The organism is Mycobacterium sp. PDNC021 (assembly GCF_048282635.1).
In the GTDB taxonomy this organism is placed as follows: Bacteria; Actinomycetota; Actinomycetes; order Mycobacteriales; family Mycobacteriaceae; genus Mycobacterium; species Mycobacterium llatzerense.
Window position 1 is genome coordinate 5,018,294 of record NZ_CP182502.1, and the last position, 15,831, is coordinate 5,034,124.

Annotated in this window: 15 protein-coding genes; 4 read left to right on the forward strand and 11 right to left on the reverse strand. The window is 65.2% G+C overall.

Annotated elements, in window-relative coordinates; translation table 11 throughout:
• Positions 1 to 23: 23 nt before the first annotated feature.
• From ACNO8X_RS23905 to ACNO8X_RS23915, 3 genes are read right to left on the reverse strand one after another with little or no spacing between them, the layout of a single operon-like run.
• The gene (locus ACNO8X_RS23905) at positions 24 to 773 is read right to left on the reverse strand and encodes an ABC transporter ATP-binding protein (protein WP_418003016.1); all 750 of its coding nucleotides are present in this window, start codon (positions 771 to 773) and stop codon (positions 24 to 26) included.
• Positions 770 to 1,657 (reverse strand): ABC transporter permease, encoded by an 888-nt coding sequence (locus ACNO8X_RS23910; RefSeq protein WP_418003017.1) that lies wholly within the window; start codon positions 1,655 to 1,657, stop codon positions 770 to 772. The genes ACNO8X_RS23905 and ACNO8X_RS23910 overlap by 4 nt, the downstream gene beginning before the upstream one ends.
• Before the next feature lie 28 nt (positions 1,658 to 1,685).
• Positions 1,686 to 3,137: an ABC transporter substrate-binding protein gene (locus tag ACNO8X_RS23915; protein WP_418003018.1), complete on the reverse strand. Its 1,452-nt coding sequence runs from the start codon at positions 3,135 to 3,137 to the stop codon at positions 1,686 to 1,688.
• Between the two features lie 201 nt (positions 3,138 to 3,338).
• Here ACNO8X_RS23915 and ACNO8X_RS23920 point away from each other — a divergent pair, with 201 nt between their 5' ends.
• Both ACNO8X_RS23920 and ACNO8X_RS23925 read left to right on the forward strand, forming a co-directional pair.
• Positions 3,339 to 3,707 carry a YidH family protein gene (locus tag ACNO8X_RS23920; protein WP_418003019.1) on the forward strand — a complete coding sequence of 123 codons (369 nt, stop codon included), beginning with the start codon at positions 3,339 to 3,341 and terminating at the stop codon, positions 3,705 to 3,707.
• Positions 3,704 to 4,033: a DUF202 domain-containing protein gene (locus ACNO8X_RS23925; RefSeq protein WP_418003020.1), complete on the forward strand. Its 330-nt coding sequence runs from the start codon at positions 3,704 to 3,706 to the stop codon at positions 4,031 to 4,033. The genes ACNO8X_RS23920 and ACNO8X_RS23925 overlap by 4 nt, the downstream gene beginning before the upstream one ends.
• A 4-nt stretch (positions 4,034 to 4,037) precedes the next feature.
• On the opposite strand, the gene gyrB is transcribed toward ACNO8X_RS23925, so the two are convergent.
• From gyrB to ACNO8X_RS23945, 4 genes are all read right to left on the reverse strand, one after another.
• Positions 4,038 to 5,957 carry a DNA topoisomerase (ATP-hydrolyzing) subunit B gene (gene gyrB, locus ACNO8X_RS23930; RefSeq protein WP_418003021.1) on the reverse strand — a complete coding sequence of 640 codons (1,920 nt, stop codon included), beginning with the start codon at positions 5,955 to 5,957 and terminating at the stop codon, positions 4,038 to 4,040.
• 63 nt (positions 5,958 to 6,020) lie between these two features.
• On the reverse strand, positions 6,021 to 7,373 hold the full coding sequence (locus tag ACNO8X_RS23935; RefSeq protein ID WP_418003022.1) for an arylsulfatase: 1,353 nt from the start codon (positions 7,371 to 7,373) through the stop codon (positions 6,021 to 6,023).
• A gap of 72 nt (positions 7,374 to 7,445) precedes the next feature.
• Positions 7,446 to 8,249 (reverse strand): GntR family transcriptional regulator, encoded by an 804-nt coding sequence (locus ACNO8X_RS23940; RefSeq protein ID WP_418003023.1) that lies wholly within the window; start codon positions 8,247 to 8,249, stop codon positions 7,446 to 7,448.
• 120 nt (positions 8,250 to 8,369) lie between these two features.
• Entirely contained in the window at positions 8,370 to 9,245 is an 876-nt protein-coding gene (locus ACNO8X_RS23945) for a formylglycine-generating enzyme family protein (protein WP_418003024.1), read from the reverse strand.
• A gap of 86 nt (positions 9,246 to 9,331) precedes the next feature.
• Between ACNO8X_RS23945 and ACNO8X_RS23950 the strand changes: the two genes are divergently transcribed.
• On the forward strand, positions 9,332 to 10,195 hold the full coding sequence (locus tag ACNO8X_RS23950; protein ID WP_418003025.1) for an NYN domain-containing protein: 864 nt from the start codon (positions 9,332 to 9,334) through the stop codon (positions 10,193 to 10,195).
• A gap of 5 nt (positions 10,196 to 10,200) precedes the next feature.
• Here ACNO8X_RS23950 and ACNO8X_RS23955 read toward each other — a convergent pair whose 3' ends face one another.
• The 3 genes from ACNO8X_RS23955 to ACNO8X_RS23965 are packed head-to-tail and all read right to left on the reverse strand — an operon-like array spanning position 10,201 to position 13,873.
• Positions 10,201 to 11,679, reverse strand: a complete 1,479-nt coding sequence (locus tag ACNO8X_RS23955; protein WP_418003026.1) for a glycoside hydrolase family 130 protein — start codon at positions 11,677 to 11,679, stop codon at positions 10,201 to 10,203.
• Entirely contained in the window at positions 11,676 to 12,698 is a 1,023-nt protein-coding gene (locus ACNO8X_RS23960) for a glycosyltransferase (protein WP_418003027.1), read from the reverse strand. The genes ACNO8X_RS23955 and ACNO8X_RS23960 overlap by 4 nt, the downstream gene beginning before the upstream one ends.
• Entirely contained in the window at positions 12,686 to 13,873 is a 1,188-nt protein-coding gene (locus tag ACNO8X_RS23965; protein ID WP_418003028.1) for a glycosyltransferase, read from the reverse strand. The genes ACNO8X_RS23960 and ACNO8X_RS23965 overlap by 13 nt, the downstream gene beginning before the upstream one ends.
• Positions 13,874 to 14,349: 476 nt before the next feature.
• Here ACNO8X_RS23965 and ACNO8X_RS23970 point away from each other — a divergent pair, with 476 nt between their 5' ends.
• Complete coding sequence (locus ACNO8X_RS23970) at positions 14,350 to 14,523, forward strand: hypothetical protein (RefSeq protein ID WP_418003029.1); 174 nt, start codon at positions 14,350 to 14,352, stop codon at positions 14,521 to 14,523.
• 21 nt (positions 14,524 to 14,544) lie between these two features.
• On the opposite strand, the gene ACNO8X_RS23975 is transcribed toward ACNO8X_RS23970, so the two are convergent.
• Entirely contained in the window at positions 14,545 to 15,633 is a 1,089-nt protein-coding gene (locus ACNO8X_RS23975) for a fatty acid desaturase family protein (protein ID WP_418003030.1), read from the reverse strand.
• Between the last annotated feature and the right edge of the window lie 198 nt (positions 15,634 to 15,831).

Here is a 15,831-nt window from a genome sequence, read left to right on the forward strand (position 1 = left end):
TCCTTGGCAGGCAGTCAGATCGGTCAGGCAGCCGGGCGGTGACCGAGGAAGTCGAGGATGGCGCGTCGACGCCGCTGGTAAGACTCCTCGAATTGCGCCTCGGGCGTCCGTGGCTGCTCGATGGTGATGATGTCGGCGACGGTCGCCGGCCGGTGGCTGAGCAGTATGACACGGTCGGCCAGCAGCAGTGCCTCGTCGACATCGTGAGTGACGAACAGCAGCGTCATCTTGTGTTGCTCCCACACCGACATCAGCAGCTGCTGCATTTCCAGCCGGGTCTGCGCATCCAGGGCGCCGAACGGCTCGTCCATGAGCATCACCCGCGGCTTGCAGGCCAGGGTGCGGGCCAGCTGGACGCGCTGCCGCATACCGCCGGACAGCTGGCTCGGCAGATGATCGAGGTACGCACCGAGCCCGACCTGTTCGAGCCGAGCCGTCGCCGTCTCCTTCAGTTCCTTGCCGCGCACGCCACGCAGCTTCAGCGGAAACTCGACGTTCTTACGGGCGGTGCGCCACGGGAACAGTGCGTCCTCCTGAAACACCATGGCGCACTGGGCCGCATTGCCGGTGACGGGTGCACCGTCCACGGTGGCGGTGCCACCCATGGGCTTGAGCAGCCCGGCCAGCGCCCGCAGGATGGTCGACTTGCCGCACCCGGACGGGCCGAGGAACACGACCACCTCGCCGGGCTCGATGCTCAAGGTGATGTTCGCCGCGACGACTCCGTTGAAACCCAGCTGCAGCTGTTGCAGATTGACGGCGCCGGTGCTCATCGGGCGGCCCTCGGCAGCCAGCGGTTGACCCGCCGTCCGACCCGCTCCACCAGCCACGCGGTGCCGAGCCCGAGCGCGCCGATCGAGATCATGCCGACGACCACACCGGCGTAGTCGAGCAAACCGTAGGCCTGCCAGGTGTAGTACCCGATGCCGAACTGGCCCGAGATCATCTCCGCGCTCACCACGCAGATCCACGCCACACCCATCGCGACCGACAGTCCGGCGAAGATGCCGGGCAACGCGCCCGGGATGATCACGTGGAACAGCAACGACATTCGTCCGGCTCCCATGGTCTGGGCGGCCTCCTCCCACACCTTCGGCATCGAGTCCATGGCGTGAATGGTGCTGACCACCACGGGGAAGAACGCCGCGAAGAAGGTGATGAACACGATGCCCTGCTCGCTGGACGGGAACAGCAGGATGGTCAGCGGCACCAGCGCGATCGCGGGGATCGGGCGGATCAATTCGATGAACGGCCGCAACGTCATTCGGGCGATGTCCGAGCGACCGACCAGCACACCCAACCCGATTCCGACGACGGCCGCCAGTCCGAAGCCCAACAGAATCCGCTGCAGGCTGGCCAGCAGGTCGTCGTAGTAGCCGCCGGAGCCGACCCGTGTCAGCAGCGTGTGCCACACAGCTTCCGGGGCCGGCATCCGGTTGAACCGCAGCCAGGCGACGACGTTGTGGGCGGTCAGCAGGTGCCAGAGTGCCAGGAAGGCCGCGATCGGCAGCAGCGGCAGCAGCACGGCGGGGAGGCGCCGCGCCACGGATCCGGACATCAGATCGGCCACCCTGTGCCGCATCGGTTTTCCGGTCCGCTTCGACGGTGACCACAGGCGAGGGACGGCCAACGTGGGTCGGGTCATGAGCTCGGTCATGCGATTCCTTTCTCTCCTGATGGTGTGACTAGCCCGCGGTGCGGGACTGTCCTATTGCGGCGGTATAGCCGACGGTGACTGCTTGCGGATGAGCGGCGCGGTAGGTGTCGGCGCCTGCGGAGGTGGCGAACGGCTTGTACCGCTGCGTTGGCGGCGCGTCCGGATCCTGCAGCCAGACAGCGTGATCGGCGAAGATCCGAAGTCCGGTCAAGGTGTCGGGTACGTAGGCAGCCCGGACGTGCGGCGTCGCCGCCAGACGGCGCAGCAGACAGTCCGGAGTCGCGGCGACATCGGTGGTCGTGCCTGATGCCCACAGTTCGGAGGCCTGCGCCGGGTCGTTCACCGGCAGTCCGCATACCTCGTCGAAACCGTTGAGCGCCATCGGATTCGCCAGGCTGGACCGACGCTGCGCATAGTCAGTTCCGAACAGCTGCCGCAGGTAGCCGTCGTTGACGAACCCGGCTACATCGAAATCCTTTGTCACCGCACCACGACCGACCAGGTAGGTCTTGATGGGCTTGAACGCCGCGAGAACCTGATCCTTGAGCGTCATGTCGAAACTGACCAAGCCGTTGGGCCCGTTGTAGAGGTAGATCACCTCGGGTTCGATCCCGGTCAGCGCGCTGACCCGCAGGGCCGACTGCAACGGATGCGCGACGATGTCGTCGGTCGTGCTCTTCATCGCCCGCAGGAAGGCCGCCATCACTTCAGGGTGGCCGTCCGCGAACCGCCGGCGCGCCACCACCCCATGGAAAGTCGGCACATTGTTGTCGCCGCCGTCGTACAGCAGGCGCCCCTGATTGCGGAAGATCACCAGCTGCGGCCAGGGCACGAACTGCGCCAGGGCATCGACCTGGCCGCCATCGATGGATGATGCGCCGACGGACGGGTCCTGATTGACGACGTGCACCGAGTCTTTACTGACACCAACGGTTTTCACCGCCGTCGAGAACATGCCGTCACCGGCCGATCCCAGGCTGGTGGACACCTTCTTGCCGGCCAGGTCGGCCAGGGCGCGGGCCGACGAGTCGGACCGCACCACCACCTGATTCAGCGACCCACGCAGGTTGTAGCCCGTGGTGGCCACCAATTCCGTTGCCGCATCGTCGTATTTGCGAGTCTTGGAGCCATTGGTCAACAAGGGGTAGTCGCCCATCGAACCGATGTCGACGTGGGTGGCGATCATCTGCGCCGTGAGCGGAGCGCCGGACGCGAAGTCCTGCCACACCACCCGGTACTTCGTGCCGGTGGCCGCCCCAAGTGCATTGAGCTGGTTCTCGAAATCACCACGGTCGCGCAGCAGGGTGCCGGCGTTGACCGTGTTGATGGTCTTGGATTGGTACCCGACATTGACGACGACAGTGGGTTCGGACAGCAGGCCACACCCGGTCAGCAGTTGGGTCCCACCAACCGTAAGTGCGGTCAGCAGGGCAACCGACCGAGCCTGCCGGGGGCTGCCAGTGCGCTGTTGCTTGTCCATGTCCACAAGGGTCAACCGTTTCTGTTACCTCGCTGTCATCTGAGGTTGCGCGGTAGTTACGCCATCTACGCTGGATGAAATCCCTGCTCAGGTACGGTTTTGCGCCGATTGCGCCGCGACGCCACCGACGCGTGTGACGAGTGTGTTACGCCACCGGCGCTCCCCTGGCAGAACGCAGACTCATCGGAAACCCTTGTAGCCATGGATATTTCGAGCGCGACGGCTGCGCGTACCCCGGTCGAGCCCGACTACCGGTTCACCCTGGCCAATGAACGAACCTTCTTGGCATGGCAGCGCACCTCTCTCGGGCTGATGGCCGCTGCGGTCGCTGTCGTCCAGTTCATGCCGGAGCTGGCCATACCGGGACTTCGGCACGTCCTGGGGATCGCCGTCGCCGGCATGGCGGTGCTGACCGCGATGGCGGGCCTGCGTCGTTGGAGCCAGGTCGATCGAGCGATCCGCAACGACGAGCCGCTGCCGCAGGCCTCCGCTCCTACCTACCTGACCACGGGACTGGCGATGATCGGCATCATCACAGTCGCCCTGGCGATCGCGGCCACGGTCCGATGACGCGCCAAGCCCTGGCACAGGATCGCGGGCTGCAGGCCGAACGGACAGCACTGGCCTGGAACCGCACGGGCCTCGCGATCGCCGCCTCAGGAGTCCTCGTGCTGCTTCGCAACGCCGACACGTTCAACGTCAGTCATGACGTCACCCGCGTCGCCGTCGTCGCTGCCGTGGCCGTGCTCGCCGCAGCAGTGTGCGGGTTCGGTGTGCATCGTCGCCGACAGTTGGCCCGCGGGGACTACTTCGCAATGCACTATCTGCCGCTGGTGGGTCTGGCGGTCGTCGCCGAAGGCGCACTGATCCTGGCGTACCTGATGCGGATCGGTTAGGCGATCACACATCCAGGAAGCGAATGTCCTTGGCGTTACGCACGATAAAACTGCGGCGCGCTTCGACGTCCTCGCCCATCAGGATCGAGAACAGTTCGTCGGCAGCCGCGGCGTCATCGAGGGTCACCTGACGCAGCACCCGGACCGACGGATCCATGGTGGTCTCCCACAGCTCCTTGGCGTCCATCTCGCCCAGACCCTTGTAGCGCTGGATGCCGTCGTCTTTGTTGATTCTCTTGCCCTGTTGTAGCCCGGAGTTCAGGAGCGCGTCACGCTGACGGTCCGAGTAGGCGAATTCCGGTTCGCTGCGTTGCCATTTGAGCTTGTACAGCGGCGGCTGGGCCAAGAAGATGTGGCCGTTTTCCACCAGCGGCTTCATGAAACGGAACAGCAGCGTCAGCAGCAACGTCGAGATGTGCTGGCCGTCGACGTCGGCGTCGGCCATCAGCACGATCTTGTGGTACCGCAGCTTCGACAGGTCGAACTCGTCGTGAATACCGGCGCCCAGGGCCGTGATGATGGCCTGGACTTCGTTGTTCTTCAGCACCCGGTCGATGCGGGCCTTCTCGACGTTGATGATCTTTCCGCGCAGCGGCAGGATCGCCTGGAACATCGAATCCCGACCACTCTTGGCCGAACCGCCGGCCGAATCGCCCTCCACCACATACAGTTCCGACTTCGTCGGGTCAGTGGAGCGGCAGTCCGCCAGCTTGCCAGGCAGACCACCGAGATCGGTCGCGCTCTTGCGACGCACCAGCTCACGCGCCTTGCGCGCAGCGACCCGGGCCTGCGCCGAGGAGGCCACCTTGGTGATGATGACCTTCGCCTCAGCGGGATTCGCCTCGAACCAGTGGGTCAGCTCCTCATGACAGACCTTCTGCACAAACGACCGGATCGCGGCATTACCGAGCTTGGTCTTGGTCTGCCCTTCGAACTGCGGCTCAGCCACTTTCACGGAGATGATTGCCGCCAGACCTTCCCGGATGTCGTCACCGGTCAGGTTCGGGTCCTTGTCTCTGAGCAGCTTCTTGTCCTTGGCGTACTTGTTCACCACGCTGGTCAACGCCGCACGGAAACCCTCCTCGTGCGTGCCGCCCTCATGCGTATTGATGGTGTTCGCGAAGGTGTGCACCGACTCGGAATACCCGGCGTTCCACTGCATCGCGATCTCGACCTCATGACCTTCGCCCGTACCGTCGAACGCGATGATGCTCTGCTGGATGGGATCTTTCACGCGGTTGATGTGCCGGACGTAGTCGATGAGCCCACCGGGGTGATGGAAGCTGCGCGTCTCACCGTCGGCCTTGCGGCGATCGGTCAGCGTCAGGACAAGCCCCTTGTTGAGGAAGGCCATCTCCTGCAGCCGGCGGGCAATGGTCTCGGCGCTGTATTCGGTGGTCTCGAAAATCTCTGGGTCCGACCAGAAGCGGACCGTGGTGCCGGTGCGTTTGGACGGTGGACCCTGCCGGAGAGTGCCAGGCACCGAGTGGTCGTAGTGCTGGAACCATTCGTGACCATCACGGTGGATGGCCACCTCCAGCCGCGTCGACAACGCGTTGACCACCGAGACGCCGACACCGTGCAGACCACCGGATACCTGATAGGAATCGCCGTCGAACTTGCCACCGGCGTGCAGCTGGGTCATGACGACGTCAACGGTGGGAACCCCGGTCTGGTGCATCGCGACCGGGATGCCGCGGCCGTCGTCGGTGACTTCGACACCGCCGTCGGCGAGCAGTGTGACGTCGACACGGCTGGCGTACCCGGCCATCGCCTCGTCGACGCCGTTGTCGACCACTTCCCACACCATGTGATGCAGGCCGCGCTCGCTGGTCGACCCGATGTACATCCCGGGCCGTTTGCGGACGACGTCGAGGCCTTCGAGGATCGTGATCGATTGGGCGCCATAGCTTTGATCGGACAATACAGAACCCTTTGATAGGGAAGCCCTGCCCCGATCGGGGCAGGGCTTCGGTACTACTGGCGACTACTGGCTGCGCTCCGGGACGAACTCGATGGGCGCCCCAGCCGGAATGAGCTGTTCGGTCTCGACGCTGGCGTCGAACTCCTGGATGAATCGGTACGCGTGTTGCATCACCCACCACCGCACCCAGGTCTGGTTGACCGCCTCACGTTCCTTCGGGTCCTCCAGGAGGTTGGTGATGCGGGCGAAGCCCAGCGGTATCTCCGGGTCATGGAAATGCTGCTGCCGCTTGAAGTTGATCTTGAACTGCGACCACTTCACCGCATGCAGCTCCTCATTGAGCCAGACCATGCAGCCTTCGCGCTTGGATTCCTCTGCCCCACCGAAGAATTCACGCTGGTCGATGCCGTCGATGATCCGGTCGTCGGGAACCTCGCACCCGGCCCAGCGCAGCAGCGTCGGGAACATGTCGGTGACATGCACCATCTCGTTGCTCTCGCGCACCGGGACCTGGCCGGGATAGCGGATCAGGCAGGGCGTCCGGATACCACCTTCGGCAGAGCTGAAGTAGGACCCGTCGAAGAAGCCCGCGGTGCCGCGGCCGGCCAGGTGGTCTTCGGCGCCGTTGTCCCCGGCCATGATGACGATGGTGTTGTCGTCGATGCCGAGTTCGGTCAGATAGTCCAGGATGCTGCCGAAGTCGTGGTCGAGCATGAGCAACGAATCACCCCAGTTTCCGTTGGTGCTCTTGCCCTTGAACTCCGGACGGACCTCCATCGGGAAATGCATCAGCGAGTGGTTGTGGTACAGGTAAAACGGCTTTCCTGCCTCGACGCTGCGCTTCATGAAGTCCTTTGCGCGGCGGTCATATTCGCCGTCGACCTCGCCCTTGAGCTTGACGGTCAGCTGTTGGTCGGTGGTCTGAACGCCACCTTCTTTGGTGCCGTCGTACATGTACGAGTAGCCGTCGCGCTCGGCCTTGTACCAGGGGTCATCGGGCCACAGGCACTCGTCGTAGGTGCGCGCGGGCCCGTACCATTCGTCGAAGCCGTGATCGGTCGGCCACCTGCCGTCCTCGGCGCCGATGTGCCACTTGCCGAAACATGCTGTGGCGTAGCCGGCTTCGGACAGAATGTCGCCCATGGTGCGCTCCCAGGCCACGATGCCGCCGCCGTTGCCGCCGAGGGCGATGGTGTGGTTGCCGGACCGGATCGGGTACCGGCCGGTCATCAGCGCCGAACGTGTTGGGGTGCACTGCGGTTCGACGACGAAGTGCGACAGCTTCAGCGACTCGGCGGCAAAGGCATCCATCCGGACGGTGTCGGCGCCACGCAGGATGCCGCCGCCGTAGCAGCCGAGCTCACCCATACCGAGGTTGTCGACGTGAAAATAGACGATGTTGGGTTGTCCGGGCATAGTTGTACTGCCTCTCTATCGATTACGACTAATCGGTAAGGGGGATGGAGTGATTGACTACAGATGTGCCGGCTACGGTGACGGCGGAATGGAATCTCGGGTGGCGGTGGTGGTCAACGAGCAGCGGTCGCCGCGATAGCGCACGGTTTCCAGGTCGAACGGCGTGCCGTCTTCGAGGTGGGTCAGCCGATGTAGCAGCAACAGTGGTGCGCCGGCACGTATCTGCAACAGCTCAGCGGTCTCGGCATCGGCCGAGACCGATTCCACGGTGATCTCGGCCCAGCCCAGACGCATCCCGAGTTCCGTTTCGATCAGGGCGAAGACGTCCTGATCGGCGAGGTTTGCGTCGACCGGTATGGCTCCGATGCGCAGTGATGTGGTGTCCAACGATAACGGCACTCCGCCAACGGTTCTCAGCCGTTCGAGGAACAGGATCGGCGCGCCTTCGGCCACTTGGAGTTTGGCCGCGACGAACGGGGAGGCGACCGATTCGCGCGCCGACAGCACCGTGTTCTCCACCGGAAGCTGATGTCCGGCAAGAGATTCCGCAAGACCCTCGAGCCGGTCGATCCGCTGGCTCAGCTTGGCGCCGGTGACGAACGTCCCCGCGCCCTGTACCCGGGTGATCAACCCTTCGCCGCGGAGCAGTTCGAGCGCCTCACGAATGGCGTTGCGGCTGACGCCGAATTCGGCGGCCAACTCGTTCTCCGGCGGCAGCATGGGGCGCGCCGCGGCCAGTCCGCCGTAGACACCGTCGAGAATCTGGCCTCGCAGTACGTCGCGCGCCCAGCGGGCTGCGTCGGCGCGAGTGCCCGCGTAGTCCCTGGCCGCAGGACGTGGGAAGTCCTTCGGTGGGATGTGCGGGCGCCTGGTCATGCACTCACTGTGCCACCGACGACCCCTGGTGGCGATACGTGCCGTGTTACGCCACCTGTCGCTACGTAACGCCCTAGGCCACGGGCTACAAAGCGGCGTTTAAAGACCGCTTTCGCCACCTCAATCGGCGATGCAGCGGAACCCGATATGCGACGTCGCGCTGTCCTGTGACTGCGACGACCGCGCCGCCGGCCGGTACCGATGGCAGTACTCCGGCGCACACAGGTGCGAACCGCCCTTCAGGGTTTGCATGATCGCCGGGTCGCCGGACGGCGCCGGGCAGCACCCCGAAACCTCGGGACTGTTCTGATGCCGCGGCGCGTACCTGGTGGTGGTCCACTCCCACACGTTGCCGATCATGTCGACCAAACCAAAACCGTTGGGCGGGAATGTGCCAACGGGCGCCGTCCCAACCCAGCCCAGCGCACCCGTGTTGTGGTACGGAAACTGCCCCTGCCAGGTGTTGGCCATCAGCTGCCCGCCGGGCCGCACGTCGTCACCCCAGGCGTAGGCCGTCGTCGCGCCCGCCCGGGCGGCGTACTCCCACTGCTGTTCGCTCGGCAGCCGCCGGCCCGCCCACGCCGCATACGCCGCCGCGTCCGGGTAGGCGACCTGGACCACCGGGTGCTCGAGCCGATCGGCGATCGACGACTCGGGGCCGAAGGGATGCTTCCAGCACGCGCCGGGAACCCACGTCCACCATTGCCGCCAGTTGCGCAGATCCACCGGGCCCGCGGTGGGATGGAACACCAGCGCGCCGGGGATGAGGTCTTCGGCAGGCACACCCGGAAACGCAGCCGGATCCAGTTGTTGCTCGGCGACGGTGACATATCCGGTGTCGGAGACGAACTCGGCGAACTGTCCGTTGGTGACCGGGTGCCGCTCGATCGAGAACGGCGCGACCGTCACGTCGTGCACCGGCGCTTCTTCGGGGTAGAAGTCCTGCGAACCCATGCGGTACGACCCGCCGCTGAGGGCAATCAGTTCGGTGAGCATCCCGACAGGCTATGCATTCGCGCGTAAAAAGGGCGCCCGAGTGGGGTTCGGAGCGATTACTCGCCGGGATAGACCACACTGGACCCATGACGGATACCGCTGCCAGCCGCGTAGCGGTCTACCTCGACTTCGACAACATCGTGATATCGCGGTACGACCAGGTCCACGGCCGCAACTCGTTTCAGAAGGACAAGGCCAAGGGCCTCGAACCGGACAAGCTGACCCAGGCCACCGTCGACGTCGGGGCGGTGCTGGATTTCGCGTCGTCGTTCGGCACGTTGGTGCTCACCCGCGCCTACGCGGACTGGTCCGCCGACGTCAACGCCGGTTACCGGCAGCAGCTCGTCGGCCGCGCCGTGGACCTGGTGCAGCTCTTCCCCGCCGCGGCATACGGCAAGAACGGCGCCGATATCCGGCTGGCCGTCGACACGGTCGAAGACATGTTCCGGCTGCCCGACCTCACCCATGTCGTCATCGCCGCCGGCGATTCCGACTACATTCCGCTGGCCCAGCGCTGCAAGCGCCTCGGCCGGTACGTGGTGGGCATCGGGGTGGCCGGGTCATCGAGCCGAGCGCTCGCGGCGGCCTGCGACGAGTTCGTCAGCTACGACGCGCTGCCCGGCGTCCCGGCACTCGAGTCGCCCGCTGAACCAGCGCCGCCGAAACGCGCCCGCCGCACCGCTGAGCCCACCGAGCCCGAACCCCCGGACCCCCAGATCTCGGCGACCGCCCTGCTGACCCGCGCGCTGCAGATCGGGCTGGAAAAAGACGACGTCGAGTGGCTGCACAACTCGGCGGTCAAGGCGCAGATGAAGCGGATGGACCCGTCGTTCAGCGAAAAGTCCTTGGGATTCAGGTCTTTCAGCGATTTCCTGCGCTCGCGTACCGACGTCGTCGAGCTGGACGAGAGTTCGACGACGCGGATGGTGCGGCTGCACGTCCCGCAATAGGCCGCCTAGAGGCGCAGCACCGCGAGCAGCTCCGGCAGCGGCACGGTGGCGAAACCGATTGCGGCATCGCCGATGCCGTAGGGCAGCACCAGGGTGTCGCCGTGCACCACGGCGCCACACGAATACACCACGTTCGGCACATAGCCGTCCTGCTCGTCGCTCTCGGGGCTCAGCAGAGGCTCCGGTAACCGACCGATGATCCGGGTCGGGTCATCGAGGTCGAGCAGAATCGCGCCGATCGAATACGTCCGCATCGGACCGACACCATGAGTGAGCATGAGCCAGCCCGCGTCGGTCTCGATGGGCGCCCCGCAGTTGCCCAATTGCAGTGTCTCCCAGGCCTCTACCGGACGTTGGCAGGTCGACGCATCGCTCCACACCGAAAGGTGGTCGGAGTAGGCCACGGTGTTCGATTCCCGGTCCGACCGGGACATCGCTGCGAACCGTCCGGATATCCGGCGGGGAAACAGCGCCAGGCCCTTGTTCGCGGCCGCCGCGCCGACCATCGGCATCGACGTGAACGACCGGAAGTCATCGGTCGTCAACAACTGCTGGCGGATCTGCGATCCGCTGTACGCCGTGTAGGTGGCGTGGTAAGTGGCGGTGCCGTCGTCGTCGACGAAGCGGACGAAGCGCGCGTCTTCCATGCCGGCCGCCTCGGCACCAGTTGCCGGCCAGAGCACATGCTCGGAAATGTCTGTGGCTGAGGAGAATTCAACAGCATACGACCGATCCGCGATATCCCGGATCAGCGCGATGGTCGCCGGCGCATGCTTGCGGGTGCTGCGGTGGAGCAGCAGCTTGTCCAACTGTTCATCGAGGTCGGTGCGGGTGAACTGGTCGCCCAGCGCGTCGAGCACATAGTCGGCGGCCTCGCCGGCGTCGTCCAATCGGGCCAGCTCGCTGCGAAACACCACCGCGTCGAGCAGTGTCGGTACCACGGTGCCGACGGTGGCGACCGGAGCTCGATCGTCGATCGTGACGCAGCCCGCATGGTCCACGGTGCCCGTCCGAAACCCGATCGAGGACCGATGCCCCTCCCCGATTCCCCTGACACTCAGCACAAATCGCAGACTGCCCGCCGCCACACCCGTCTGATCAGGGTGCGCGACGATGCTCGGATTGCACAGTGCCGCACCCTCGATCGCGAACTCACTGGTAAATGTCGCACCCACCAACAACATTCGAGCCTCGGAGAACTTCCTACCGGGTTCCAGTCGATCAGCGAGCTCGCGCGCATGGCGCCGAAAGGTGCCCGCCAGATCACGATGGCGGTGGTCGAACCGACGGACGACACTGTCGAGCGCTGCCCGCACGTCGGCCTCGTCCAGCGCCAGCACCCGCTCCAGCACGGCACCGGCGCGGGAATCCTGGAGCTCGAAGCCTTCCTGCCCAGGAACGAATAGCCGGGTGATCACCCGTGCCGGGTCTGCGGTCAACCGCAGCCTGCTTCGTGTGACCAGCCCCGACCGCACCGCGGTCATTGGGACACCGCGACCAGGCGGCGGGCCTGCTGGAACGTGGACAGCACCGCGAGCGTCGACTCGGCGCCCTGGTTGAGGTTGACCCCGTCGGCCTGCAGTCCGTCGAATCCGCCGCCGGTTGCCGGATTCCACATCGTCGCTCCGACATCGTTGGTGCCTTGGAACCAGGCCGCGGCAGCCCGGACGGTGTTCGGCCAGAGCGCGCTGGCATCCACGTCGGAGGCGCGGGCGCACGCATCGGCCAGCGTGGCCACCTCGATGGGTTGCTGGTCGAATCCGGGCCGAGGATCGCCTGCCGCCCAGCCCCCGGCCGGGCTCACCGACAGGTGCCCGTCGACGGTCTCGCCATCGATCAGCCATTCCAGCAGGTCCAGGCCGTGCTGGCACAGCTCCGAGTCGTCCCGGGCGACGCCGGCCGCGATCATCGCCTCGGGCAGCAACGCGTTGGCGTAAGACAGCCGCGCCTCGGGCCATGGCCAATCGCGGTCGCCGTTCGGCTCGGCCACACCCGCGGCGTAGTCATCGATGAGGTGACGCGCCGCCGCATGGTCAGGGTCGACGCTGAGTAACTCGGCGGCGCCCAGCGCCGCGAACGCCATCGCGCGCGGCCATACCGACCGGCCGTGTGCGGCTCGCTCGAACTGGACCACCGACAGACTGCGGACCAGACCGACATCGCTGTGCGCGGCGGCCGTGCCCAAGCCCCACAGGCAGCGTCCCCAGCAGTCCTCGAACGCGAAGTCGTCGGTCCAGCGACCGTGGCGGTCCATCCGGTTACGGCAGCCGCCGGCGAACGCCTGCGCCTCGTTGAGGAACTTCACGGCCAACCTGGCCAGTGCATGCACGGCGTCCCCGGCGTCAGGTTCGCGACTGGCAACGACCAGAACTCTGGCCATGTCGTCCGTGCAGTAACCGTGTTCCAGGCGCGGCTCGGCGCCACACGCATGCTCGAAGGTGCCATGCCGGTCGGTCAATGCGAGCAGATGGTCGAACTTCGGGGACGGCACTATTGCAGCCACGTCCGCTCCGGTCGCTTGCTCAGAATCCGTTGTGCCAGAGCTTGATACGACCTGGCGATGATCGGCCAGGCCATCGACGGTGCCAGCCGGCGCGCCTCTGCCGACATCGCGCCGGCCAACCGAGGCTCGGTCAGTACCGTGCGCAGCGCCGTGCGGAGTGCGTCGGGATCGTCGTGCGCCACCACGATGCCGGCGCCGGTCGACAGCAGCTCGACCGCATGCGGGAAGGCCGTGGCGACAACCGGCCGACCACTGGCGATGGTGTCGACCAAGACGCCGGACGTGGTCTGATCGGTGGAGTCATACGGCAGCACAACCACTGCTGCGGACAGCATCAGCGCGATCAACGACGGGATGTCGCGGTAGCCGGCATCGAAGTGCACCGCATCGGCCACCCCGGTGCACCGTGCCTGCTCGATCCGGGCGTCGCGGTAGGCCTCGCCGTCGGCGGCGATCACCTTTGGATGGGTCTCGCCGGCGACCACGTAACGCGGCCGGCTGTTGAGCTGGTGTAGCCCGCCCATCGCATCGATGACGCGCTCGACCCCTTTGCCCGGCCCCAGCAGGCCCCAGGTCAGCAGCGTCGGCCGGCCGCCGCGCTTGGTGTAGCCGTGAACCGGAACGGTCGCACCGTGCGGAATCGTGCTGATCTTCCGTCGCTCTACATCGAACCCGTGACGCAATTGCGCGCTCGCGGCGTCGGACAGCACCACCACCTGGTCGGCGAGCGTCACAATGGCCTCGAGCACCGAACGCTGGTGCCGCGTCGGATGTTTCGGAATCGTATGCGCGACAACGATCGACGGGACCTGCAGCGCGCCGATGATGTCGACGACTTCATCGCCGTCGGGGCCGCCGTAGATGCCGTACTCGTGCTGGATCACCGCGACATCGCTCTGGCTGAGCAAATCCACCGCCGCTGCCGCTGACGCCGCCGATCCGTTGGTCAGTTCGCCGACGACACGACCGTCACTGGTGGATGACCCGTCTGCGACGCGAACCACACTGACATCAGCGCCGTTGGCGGCCAACCCGCGGCTCAGTGCGGCGCTGAAGGTTGCCAGGCCGCATCGTGTCGGTGGATAGGTGCTCAGAATCCCGAAGGTCGGCAGGCCGGCACTCTGGTGACTCAGTACCGATGTTTCTGAAAATTGAAGACTGGCTTGCGATTTCATGGTGATCCCGTCACGTGGTTGTCACCGAGGCGTGTCCGGCGCGAGCGGCTGCTCGGGGGAATGCAAGCGGCAAAAGGCTGACTACGCCCGCACTGACTGGGTTCCCAACCTCTTCCACGCTACACCCCCGAGCCCCTCCGAGCGGAGCGAGCAGCGGCCCTGTTGACCAGTCGTTGCAGTTCACGGCAGCAAACGGGTGTAGTGTGATAGGCGGACAGAACTCCAGTTGTTCGAGCCCAACGTATCGGTGACCCTTGATGCCTTCGGATCGCCATGGCCGACAACTTGCCGACATGCCCGTCTGGGCGGCCGAATGCCAGAACCGAAGGCATACAACGTGTTACGCCAATGCGCCTGAGCCCGTTGCCGCCGAGTAGCCCATGGCGACAACGTAATTCGGCTGTGCCTGACAAACCGGACCTGAAACTCAGCGCGGACCAACGCGCTGCACTGAACTGACAATAGAAAGACCGAACATGAAATTCGCAAAAACCATGGCCCGCAAAGCAAAACGTGCGTCAGACGCCACCAAGAGCTACTTCGGCTTCAGCGTCGGCAACAACGGACCGTACGACGACGGACAGGCACATCAAGCCTCCGCCGACACCGGACAGATGCGGGCCAAAATCCAACGGGCCTTCGACGTTTGACGCATTGCCGGTCCTCGTCGGTCATCCGTGACTGACAGCCGTTGCGCCATCCGGGAATGCCAGCCGGCAGATGGTCCGCACGGTCTGCAGGTACTGCCGAGTCAGCGAGCCGGTGGTGTAGGGCAGGTCGTACTTGTCACATAGCTGACGCACCCGAACACTGACCTGCGCCAACCGATTGCTCGGCAGATCCGGAAACAGGTGATGTTCGATCTGGTAGCACAGGTTTCCGCTCGAAAATGCCAGCACCCGACCGGCTTTGAAGTCCGCGGCTCCCAGCATCTGACGCAGATACCACTCCGCTCTGGTCTCGGACCGCAGGACCTCCGGGGCGAACGTCTGCACGCCATCGGGAAAATGCCCGCAGAAGATCACCACGTACGACCACAGGTTGCGCAGCAGGTTGGCGGTCGCATTGGCCGCCAGCGTTCGGCGCCAGCGGCGCAGACTGAGCGCGGGCACGAGCAGGTAGTCCTTGGCGGTCTGCCGGGCGATCTTGATCAGCATCGCCTTCTTCACCACCTGCCTCGCGTCCTCGGTGCCGGCCCGTTCCGTTTCGGAGTGATATCCGTGGCGCGCGATGCCCCATTCGAAGACCAAGGCCAACAACATGTTTCGCAGCGGCTGCCACAGATATGCGGGCTTCCAGGGTTGATCGCGGGTCACCCGCAGTACCCCGAATCCCAGGTCGTCATCAACCCCGACCACGTTGGTGAACACATGGTGGCGGTAGTTGTGCGAGTAGCGCCACTGCGCCGACGGCCCCACCATGTCCCATTCCCAGGTGCTTGAGTGGATTTCCGGATCGTTCATCCAGTCCCATTGACCGTGCGAGACGTTGTGGCCGATCTCCATATTCTCAACGATTTTCGCGTATGCCAACGCCACCGAGCCCACCGCCCAACCGACCCTGGACCGACTCCGGGCGATCTGGAGCCGAGCCACGACGTCCAGAATCCGCTGGAATCTGATGACGCGACGGATGTAGGCCGCATCTTTTGCACCGAGGGACTCCTCGACATCGGCGCGAATGGAGTCCAGTTCAGCCCCGAACGCCTCGACGTCCGCTGCGGTCAACCGCGAGTACGCAGCAATATCATTGATAGGCAAAGGAATTCCCGGTCCGTCTACGCGCGGCAGCGGGTCTTGGCCACCTAGGGTGTGTGTCACCCAACAGCCTATGCTCCAGCACGCAACCGCGCCACATGGCGGCGTCAACGGCATTGACCAGTGCATTGCCTGCCTGTCAACGGTGCGCGTATGGTCGGGTGATAGGGACCATCCAGGCCCCCGAACAAAGGGGCCAGT

Bases quoted from the DNA above. Each gene is read 5' to 3' on its own strand.
- ACNO8X_RS23905 (WP_418003016.1), bottom strand. From the start codon at position 773: ATGAGCACCGGCGCCGTCAATCTGCAACAGCTGCAGCTGGGTTTCAAC.
- ACNO8X_RS23910 (WP_418003017.1), bottom strand. From the start codon at position 1,657: ATGACCGAGCTCATGACCCGACCCACGTTGGCCGTCCCTCGCCTGTGG.
- ACNO8X_RS23915 (WP_418003018.1), bottom strand. From the start codon at position 3,137: ATGGACAAGCAACAGCGCACTGGCAGCCCCCGGCAGGCTCGGTCGGTT.
- ACNO8X_RS23920 (WP_418003019.1), top strand. From the start codon at position 3,339: ATGGATATTTCGAGCGCGACGGCTGCGCGTACCCCGGTCGAGCCCGAC.
- ACNO8X_RS23925 (WP_418003020.1), top strand. From the start codon at position 3,704: ATGACGCGCCAAGCCCTGGCACAGGATCGCGGGCTGCAGGCCGAACGG.
- ACNO8X_RS23935 (WP_418003022.1), bottom strand. From the start codon at position 7,373: ATGCCCGGACAACCCAACATCGTCTATTTTCACGTCGACAACCTCGGT.
- ACNO8X_RS23940 (WP_418003023.1), bottom strand. From the start codon at position 8,249: ATGACCAGGCGCCCGCACATCCCACCGAAGGACTTCCCACGTCCTGCG.
- ACNO8X_RS23945 (WP_418003024.1), bottom strand. From the start codon at position 9,245: ATGCTCACCGAACTGATTGCCCTCAGCGGCGGGTCGTACCGCATGGGT.
- ACNO8X_RS23950 (WP_418003025.1), top strand. From the start codon at position 9,332: ATGACGGATACCGCTGCCAGCCGCGTAGCGGTCTACCTCGACTTCGAC.
- ACNO8X_RS23955 (WP_418003026.1), bottom strand. From the start codon at position 11,679: ATGACCGCGGTGCGGTCGGGGCTGGTCACACGAAGCAGGCTGCGGTTG.
- ACNO8X_RS23965 (WP_418003028.1), bottom strand. From the start codon at position 13,873: ATGAAATCGCAAGCCAGTCTTCAATTTTCAGAAACATCGGTACTGAGT.
- ACNO8X_RS23970 (WP_418003029.1), top strand. From the start codon at position 14,350: ATGAAATTCGCAAAAACCATGGCCCGCAAAGCAAAACGTGCGTCAGAC.